The sequence below is a fragment of the Mesorhizobium sp. M0159 genome, from assembly GCF_040322295.1.
GTDB lineage: Bacteria > Pseudomonadota > Alphaproteobacteria > Rhizobiales > Rhizobiaceae > Mesorhizobium.
Genome location: NZ_JAMYTF010000056.1, coordinates 20,919 through 28,298 on the forward strand (window position 1 = coordinate 20,919; position 7,380 = coordinate 28,298).

Annotated in this window: 6 protein-coding genes and 1 pseudogene; all 7 read right to left on the reverse strand. The window is 60.3% G+C overall.

What is annotated here, in order from left to right; genetic code table 11:
• Positions 1 to 41: 41 nt before the first annotated feature.
• Positions 42 to 1,583: a nitrogenase molybdenum-iron protein subunit beta gene (nifK, locus tag NKJ32_RS30650; RefSeq protein ID WP_352829853.1), complete on the reverse strand. Its 1,542-nt coding sequence runs from the start codon at positions 1,581 to 1,583 to the stop codon at positions 42 to 44.
• Positions 1,584 to 1,711: 128 nt separating this feature from the next.
• Positions 1,712 to 3,214, reverse strand: a complete 1,503-nt coding sequence (gene nifD / locus NKJ32_RS30655; RefSeq protein ID WP_352829855.1) for a nitrogenase molybdenum-iron protein alpha chain — start codon at positions 3,212 to 3,214, stop codon at positions 1,712 to 1,714.
• A 97-nt stretch (positions 3,215 to 3,311) separates the two neighbouring features.
• Positions 3,312 to 4,205, reverse strand: a complete 894-nt coding sequence (gene nifH / locus NKJ32_RS30660) for a nitrogenase iron protein (RefSeq protein ID WP_023801970.1) — start codon at positions 4,203 to 4,205, stop codon at positions 3,312 to 3,314.
• Positions 4,206 to 4,691: 486 nt separating this feature from the next.
• Entirely contained in the window at positions 4,692 to 5,948 is a 1,257-nt protein-coding gene (locus tag NKJ32_RS30665) for a type II toxin-antitoxin system HipA family toxin (protein WP_352829857.1), read from the reverse strand.
• Positions 5,923 to 6,249, reverse strand: a complete 327-nt coding sequence (locus tag NKJ32_RS30670) for a helix-turn-helix domain-containing protein (protein WP_352829864.1) — start codon at positions 6,247 to 6,249, stop codon at positions 5,923 to 5,925. Before NKJ32_RS30670 ends, NKJ32_RS30665 begins: the two co-directional genes overlap by 26 nt.
• A gap of 314 nt (positions 6,250 to 6,563) precedes the next feature.
• Positions 6,564 to 6,997, reverse strand: a pseudogene (locus tag NKJ32_RS30675) (transposase); the annotation flags it as partial.
• Between the two features lie 93 nt (positions 6,998 to 7,090).
• On the reverse strand, positions 7,091 to 7,380 hold a 290-nt coding region (locus NKJ32_RS30680), incomplete at its 5' end, for an FAD-dependent oxidoreductase (RefSeq protein WP_352829859.1).

Below are 7,380 nucleotides of genomic sequence, written 5' to 3' on the forward strand. Positions count from 1 at the left end.
AGTCCCTCGGGAAGACGACCGGCCAAAGCCGACCGTCACGCTTAGCGGGTGAGGTCATACGAATAGTCCGTCACGCCCGTCTCGCTTGTCTCGCGATCGAGCTTGTCGAAGATCTTGTCGAGGATCGTCGTCAGGACGCGCAACCCGCCTTGGTAGCCAATGAGCGCAAAGCGATGGTGATGGTGGCGGTCGAAGATCGGAAACGCCAGCCGGATCAGCGGCGTGCCGGTGTCGCGCTCCAGATACTTGCCATAGGAGTTGCCGATCAGCAGGTCCACTGGCTCGGTGAAGAGCAGCGAGCGCATCGCCCAGAGGTCCTTGCCCGCCCAGACTTGAGCATCCTTGCCGAAGGGCGAGGATGCAAGCAGTTCCTTCAACTCCGCTTCCCATGCCGAGGTGCCGTTGGTGGCGAGGCAATGGGTCGGCTCGCCGCCCGTCTCCATGATGAAACGGGCCATGGCGTAGACAAAGTCCGGATCACCATAGATGGCGTATTTCTTACCGTGCAGCCAGGATTGGCTGTCCGCCATGGCGTCAACAAGTCGGCCGCGCTCCAGGCGGATCGTCTCGGGGATTTGCTTGCCGGAAATCGCGGAGACCTCCATCAGGAAGTCGTCGGTCGCCTGGACGCCGAGCGGGTAATGGAACGAGGCCGTCGCCTGCCCGACCTGTTCGCAATACTCCAGTGTTTTTCGGGTGTTGTAATGCTGTAGCGAAAGTGTCGCCTCGGCGTTGACTGCCTTCCTCACGTCTTGGATCTTCGTGCCGCCGTCGTACATGCGATATTCGCCGTCCGACGGCGTGTCGAACTGGTCAGAGGCGTCTTGGATGAAGGTATAGGACACGCCTATCAGATCGAGCAGGCGCTTGAGTTCCCGGTTGTTGCCAACGCAAAAACCGTCGAAGCCCGGAATGATATTAATGGTCCCCTCGGCTTCCGTGCGCTCCTCGCCTTTCCAGAAATGCTCCAAAATGCCCTTGACCGTAACGTCATAGCCGTCGACATGGCTACCGACGAAGGCCGGCGTGTGGGCGAAGGGCACGTCGAAGTCGCGCGGGACCGAGCCTTCGTCCTTGGCGTTCTCGATGAAGCTGTGCAGGTCGTCGCCAATGACCTCGGCCATACAAGTGGTCGAGACGGCGATCATCTTCGGGTCGTAAAGTTGGTACGTGTTGGCGAGCCCGTCGACCATGTTCTTCAGGCCACCGAACACTGCCGCGTCCTCGGTCATCGAGGAGGAAACTGCCGAAGCAGGCTCCTTGAAATGGCGCGACAGGTGCGAGCGGTAATAGGCCACGCAGCCCTGGCTGCCGTGGACGAAGGACATGGTTCGCTCGAAGCCCGCGGCCGCGAACACCGCGCCAAGCGGCTGGCAGGCCTTGGCGGGGTTCACGACAAGCGCTTCGCGAGCGAGGTTCTTTTCGCGGTATTCCCACGTCTTGGTGAATTCGCGTTGGTCGGTAACGACCTGGTCCGGGTGCGGACATTCGAAATTCAGCCTCTTCTCGGCGAGCATCTGCCTGTATTCCGGCTCGCGGAACAGGGGCGCGTGGTCGAGAACTTTTTCAGCCGACTGCGGCATGGGTGGTTACCTCTTCTCCATCTGGCCCCCCATACGGCGGCACAGGGACGTCGAAACGTTTCAGGTCTCCCGCGGACAAAGGGCCACAGGCGTTCAACGGCCTCCCGGCTTCCGGGAGGCCAGGTTTCTCATTCGGCTGCGATCGCCGCCGACGGCTCGGCTTTTTTCTTCCAGGGGGCGTCGTAGAGGGTCCAGACCGGGTTGTTGATGGCCAGATCCATGTCGCGGGCGAAGATGGCGAAGCCGTCGTAGCCGTGATACGGGCCGGAATAATCCCAGGAATGCATTTGACGGAACGGTATGCCCATCTTCTGGACCGGGTACTTTTCTTTGATGCCGGAGCCAACGAGATCAGGGCGGATCCCCTCGATGAACTTCTCCAGCTCGTAGCCAGTCACGTCGTCATAGATCAGCGTGCCCTTCTTCACGTAGTGGCCGGTGCGCTGATAATCGTCGTTATGGCCAAATTCGTAGCCAGTGCCGACGATAACCATGCCCAGGTCCTCATATGCCGTGACGACGTGACGGGGGCGCAGCCCGCCGACATAGAGCATCACCGTCCTGCCTTCGAGGCGCGGCCGGTACTTGGCGATGACGGCTTCGACCAGGGGCCGGTATTTGGCGATGACCGCCTCGGCCTTGGCCTCGATTTCCGGTCCGAAATGCTTGGCTATCTTGCGCAGAGAGGCTTCAGTCTGGGAGGGGCCGAAGAAATTGTACTCCATCCAGGCGATGCCATACTTTTCCTCCATGTGCCGGCAGATGTAGTTCATCGACCTGTAGCAATGGATGAGATTGAGCTTCGCCTTTGGCGCTCGCTCTATTTCGGCCAGCGTAGCGTCGCCTGACCAGTTGCCGACCACGCGCAGGCCCATCTCCTCGAGGAGGATGCGCGAAGCCCAGGCGTCGCCGCCGATATTGTAGTCGCCGACCACATTGACATCGTACGGACCGGCCTCGAACTCGACGTCCTTCTTCTCGAACACCCAGTCGCGGATCGCGTCGTTGGCGATGTGGTGGCCGAGGGATTGCGAGACGCCGCGGAAGCCCTCGCAGCGCACCGGCACGATTGTCTTTTCGTGCTCCTTGGCCTTGTTGCGGGACACAGCTTCGGTGTCGTCGCCAATCAGGCCGATCGGGCATTCGGATTGTACAGTCATGCCTTTGTTCAGCGGAAACAGTTCCTCGATCTCGTCGATGATCCGTTCCAGCTTCTTGTCGCCACCAAAAACAATGTCCTTCTCCTGGAAATCGGAGGTGAACTGCATCGTGACGAACGTGTCGATGCCCGTCGTGCCGACGTAGTAGTTGCGGCGTTGAGACCAGGAATATTGCCCGCAGCCGACCGGGCCGTGCGAGATATGGACCATATCCTTGACTGGACCCCACACCACGCCTTTCGAGCCGGCATAGGCGCAGCCGCGAATCGTCATCACTCCGGGGATGGACTTGATGTTCGATTTGACCTCGCATTCGGAAAGGACCTCGTTTTCCTCGCCAGCCTCGTCGCCGCTCTTTGCGACGCTGAGGTGCTTTTTGCGGCGCTTCGCCGCCTTGTCAGGATATTGCGACAGCACCTCCTCGATAAGCTTCGCATGGAGGGCGCCGTCATTCTCGTATTCCAGGCTCATGGGACCCCTTTCAAGGTTCAGGGTGACGCCTCACCGACGAGGCGCCGTTCTTTGAAAGGCGCGCCAGGTCGGCCGCGCCTCATGTCGGCAGCGGTCGCTACTGTGCGGCCGCCTTCGCCGCTTCCTTGACCTGAAGCTCGGCAAGCATCTGCTCGTCGGTCTTCATGATGCCGAAGTCGAGCAGCATGTCCTCGAGCTCCTCCATGGTGATAGGGGTGGGGATGGTGCCCTGGCCCGAATTGGCATGGATCTTCTCGGCCAGCGCCCGGTATTCCCCGGCCTGCTTGGAGTCCGGCGCATACTGGATCACAGACATCTTCCTGAGCTCGGCGTGCTGGACGATGTTGTCGCGCGGCACGAAGTGGATAAGCTTGGAATTGAGCCTGGAAGCCAGCGCTTCGGCGAGGTCGAGCTCGCGATCGGTTTGGCGCTCGTTGCAGATCAGGCCGCCGAGCCGCACGCCGCCCGAATGGGCGTATTTCAGGATGCCCTTGGCGATGTTGTTGGCGGCATAGAGCGCCATCATCTCGCCGGACATAACGATATAGATTTCCTGGGCCTTGTTCTCGCGGATCGGCATCGCGAAACCGCCGCACACCACATCCCCGAGTACGTCGTAGGAGACATAGTCGACATCGTCGTAGGCACCGTTCTCCTCGAGGAAGTTAATCGAGGTGATCACGCCGCGGCCGGCGCAGCCGACACCCGGCTCAGGGCCGCCCGACTCCACGCATTTGATGCCTTTGTAGCCGACCTTGAGCACGTCCGCGAGTTCCAGGTCTTCCACCGAACCTTCCTCTGCCGCGAGGTGCAGGACCGTATCCTGCGCCTTCGCGTTCAGGATCAGGCGGGTGGAGTCGGCTTTGGGGTCGCAGCCGACGATGAGGATTCTCTGCCCGAGGTCGACAAGGGCGGCGAGCGTATTTTGGGAGGTGGTGGACTTGCCGATGCCGCCCTTGCCGTAAAAGGCGATCTGACGCAAACCTGACATGTAGCTTTCCTTCCTTCGTTCCATTCATCGCGGCTGCCGCGACATGAATGCCGGTCGGGCAGCTGTCGCCGCCTCGCACCCAAGGATCTCAAGACTCGTGCCAATTTGGCTGATCGAACCGAAGAATAATTTCATGGTTGCTTTTCAGGGATTTAGCTTGAGGCCAAGAGAAAGGATCGTCGGTACAAGCCGTGTAGCGGACCCGACAATGGCGACATAAAGCGTCGGATCGCGATCCTCAGTCACCGCATTCGTTCGAACCGCATCGTTGTGTTGAGGTGGGCGATCAGCTTCTCGACCCTCCAACGTTAATTGCGGGATGGGCGAACTCTTCTGTTCCGGCGAGCTGACGTGCTTGGTCTCGCGTGTCCTCATCGACACTGCGCGGAGTCTTGCGCGCCACGCTGGCATACCATCGATCCACGGCCATCCATCCGGGGCCGCGGGCGATAATTCCGCCATATCACCAACTCAAGGGGACTCGGCTCACTTATCGGCGCAGGAGTTCAGTATCGGCGTCATCGCCTTCACATGTTCGTCGATCCGCTCGAGCACTTTCGCCGCGACAACGTCGCGCTCAGGCAGATGCCACCAGTGCTCGTTGACGAGTTCGACGGTCTCGACCACTGCCTTCAGGACTGCCGGCTCCGGAAGCCTTGCACGGTTTGCAAATGCTTTCCATCGCGGTGCTGCTAGTGCCTTGAACGAGCGCTCCCCTCCAAGCGAAAGCGCCATGGCGTCGGCGGGAATATATGGCACGGTCGACAGGACGTCGTAGATTGGTGCAAGCACCGGCTTGTCGCCGTTACCGGGATAAATCAAAGACCAGTTCTTCAGGTGCATGTCGCCATTGCCAGTGATGACCGTCAGCGCCAGGCGGCGGACGAATTCGAGAGCCGCCGTAGGCGAGACGGCCACGCCAATGGCCAAGGCTATGTCGTGATAAGCGGCCCCCTCATATTTGCGCGAGGGATACACACCGAAGACCTGAGCGAAATCCTCGATGTGAATCCTCTCCCCCTCAGCGCCGCGATCGAAGCGTTTGACGAGAAGGACCTTGCCCTCTGACAGCGTGTTGAATTCCTCGGGAATATCCTCGAAATCGGACTTCTCGACAAGTTCGCGTTCAGGCACCTCCATGCCGATCGCTGCAGCCAACGCCAGGTTGGCGAATTCATTTTCGGAAACGCCTGGAAACGCCGTCGAAGGGAACTTGGCGATGTATCGGCCTTGCTCGTCGTCCATCGGCAAGGTCAGGCCGCCGCCTTTTCCAGTGTTCTTCATGACCGACAGCTTCATCTGCACGCCGGCAAGTGAGAACCGTGCCTTGGGCTTATCCTTTGAAGCATCCTGCGAAACCGCTATCGCGCCGTCACTGGGCAACGCCCGTACGGCTCCCGGCAAATCGGCGCCCAGCGCCGCTAAAAGATCGAAATCATTGCCTGGCCGCACATTGCCTTCGTGGTGCTTTTCCATCGCCTCGCGCAATTTCTCCTCCGGTAGGAGGTTCGCGAAGAAAGCGGGCAAGGCGCCCGCCAGAGGCTTCGGATCTTTCCGCAATCCTCCCGTCGCTGCCCGGAACGACAGGCTGAAAACCGGAAAGCCGCCCGTCGCGCGGTAGGCCTCATCGAAGTTGAATGCATTGAAATCGCCCGGCGTCCTAACGATTGTGCCGATCTTCAATGCGTTCAAGTGCACGTCCAGCGACGGGATCGTCTTAGGTGCGCGAAAGACTGGAGCCATGATCGTCATCGTCAGGTTGAGAAACAAAGGCGGGTCGATCGTCATCATCATGCGGACGCAATAGAGCCTGGACAGCCGGCACCATGACTTGCGGAACCAGCATCATTTCCAGACCGAGCGCGCGAGCGATATTCATGAGCGTCGTCGCACGCGCCGCTGCGGCTCCCTTTTCGATGTCGCGATAGCGGGGACGGGATATACCCGCCAAGCCAGCGACCTGCTCCTGCGTCATGGCAGCGGCCAGCCTCGCCTGCCTGAAAAGCCCACCGATTGCGCGCAGAATTTCCGATTCAGAGTCCATCATGATACGTATACGATCTATTCCAATGCGTGATGATACGCAAAGGTATCTCACCCAGCGGGCAAGTCAAAACTTTTATGATCTGTTCGCGTATCATATGAAGACAATGATATGCAAAGAGATCAATCCTTCTTCGAGGATCTCTCAGGCTTTAGCGCCGCACAGCGAACGGCGTTCCTCCGAGAACAGCTGCTATGGCCACCGGGCTCCTCTGATGGCGCCGCCGCCGGTTTGCCAGGCTTCTTGCGGCATGCGGCCTGGCGCTGCTCTTCTTTTTCGGCCTCGATCCGGCGCTCTTCTTGCGCCGCCAGCTTGGCCTCGGCTTCCAGCGACGCCATCCCCTGCTGGATCTTGGCCAGCCGGTACTGCTTGTCGCCGGCCCAATCCGGCATCTCGTCGCCGCGCTTGTCCTTGCCGAAGTCACGTCCTCCTCGGCATCCGCGGCCTCGGCCGCCGTCAGCATGCGAGCGACCTCGGCTTTCAATTCCAGCTCGCGCTTCTTCATGCGCCCATAACTCATCGCCTTGTGTTTCGACGCGTTCGCCTTGATCTTCGTGCCATCCAGCGCGACATGGCCGAGTTTGACCAATCCTGCCGTCTCACACAGCTTCAGAACCTGCACGAACAGCGCCTCGAGCGCCTTCAAATGCCGCTTGCGGAAGTCGCTGATCGTCCGGAAATGCGGCGGATCGAGCGCCACGATCATCACAAAATCATTCCGTTCGCGGCAGGCCCTGGCCGGCTGTTTTCGCCAGCTTTGGGCCATCGACCGCCGTGTTGCGTTCCTTCGCCCCCCTCTGTCCGTCCAGCATCACCGTCGCGGCGCACCCGCCCTTCCTGCTCAAATCACATTCAGCTCCCTGAACGCTCGCCCTTCAGCGACACGGCTGTACCCGAACGCCGAGCAATCCACCGTGCGATAGCCGCCATGCACGATCAGTTCGGCCAGCGCTTTGCCGACCGCCGGCGCCTGCTGCAGGCCGTGGCCGGAAAAACTGTTGGCGAAGAGGAAATTGCCGACCTCCGGGTGCGGGCCGATCACCGCATTCTGGTCGAGCGTGTTGTAGTCGTAATGGCCGACCCAGGCGCGCGTCGGCTTGATCGCCTCGAAGGCCGGAATGCGGGTCGCCA

Bases quoted from the DNA above. Each gene is read 5' to 3' on its own strand.
- nifK (WP_352829853.1), bottom strand. From the start codon at position 1,583: ATGCCGCAGTCGGCTGAAAAAGTTCTCGACCACGCGCCCCTGTTCCGC.
- nifD (WP_352829855.1), bottom strand. From the start codon at position 3,214: ATGAGCCTGGAATACGAGAATGACGGCGCCCTCCATGCGAAGCTTATC.
- nifH (WP_023801970.1), bottom strand. From the start codon at position 4,205: ATGTCAGGTTTGCGTCAGATCGCCTTTTACGGCAAGGGCGGCATCGGC.
- NKJ32_RS30665 (WP_352829857.1), bottom strand. From the start codon at position 5,948: ATGGCTCCAGTCTTTCGCGCACCTAAGACGATCCCGTCGCTGGACGTG.
- NKJ32_RS30670 (WP_352829864.1), bottom strand. From the start codon at position 6,249: ATGGACTCTGAATCGGAAATTCTGCGCGCAATCGGTGGGCTTTTCAGG.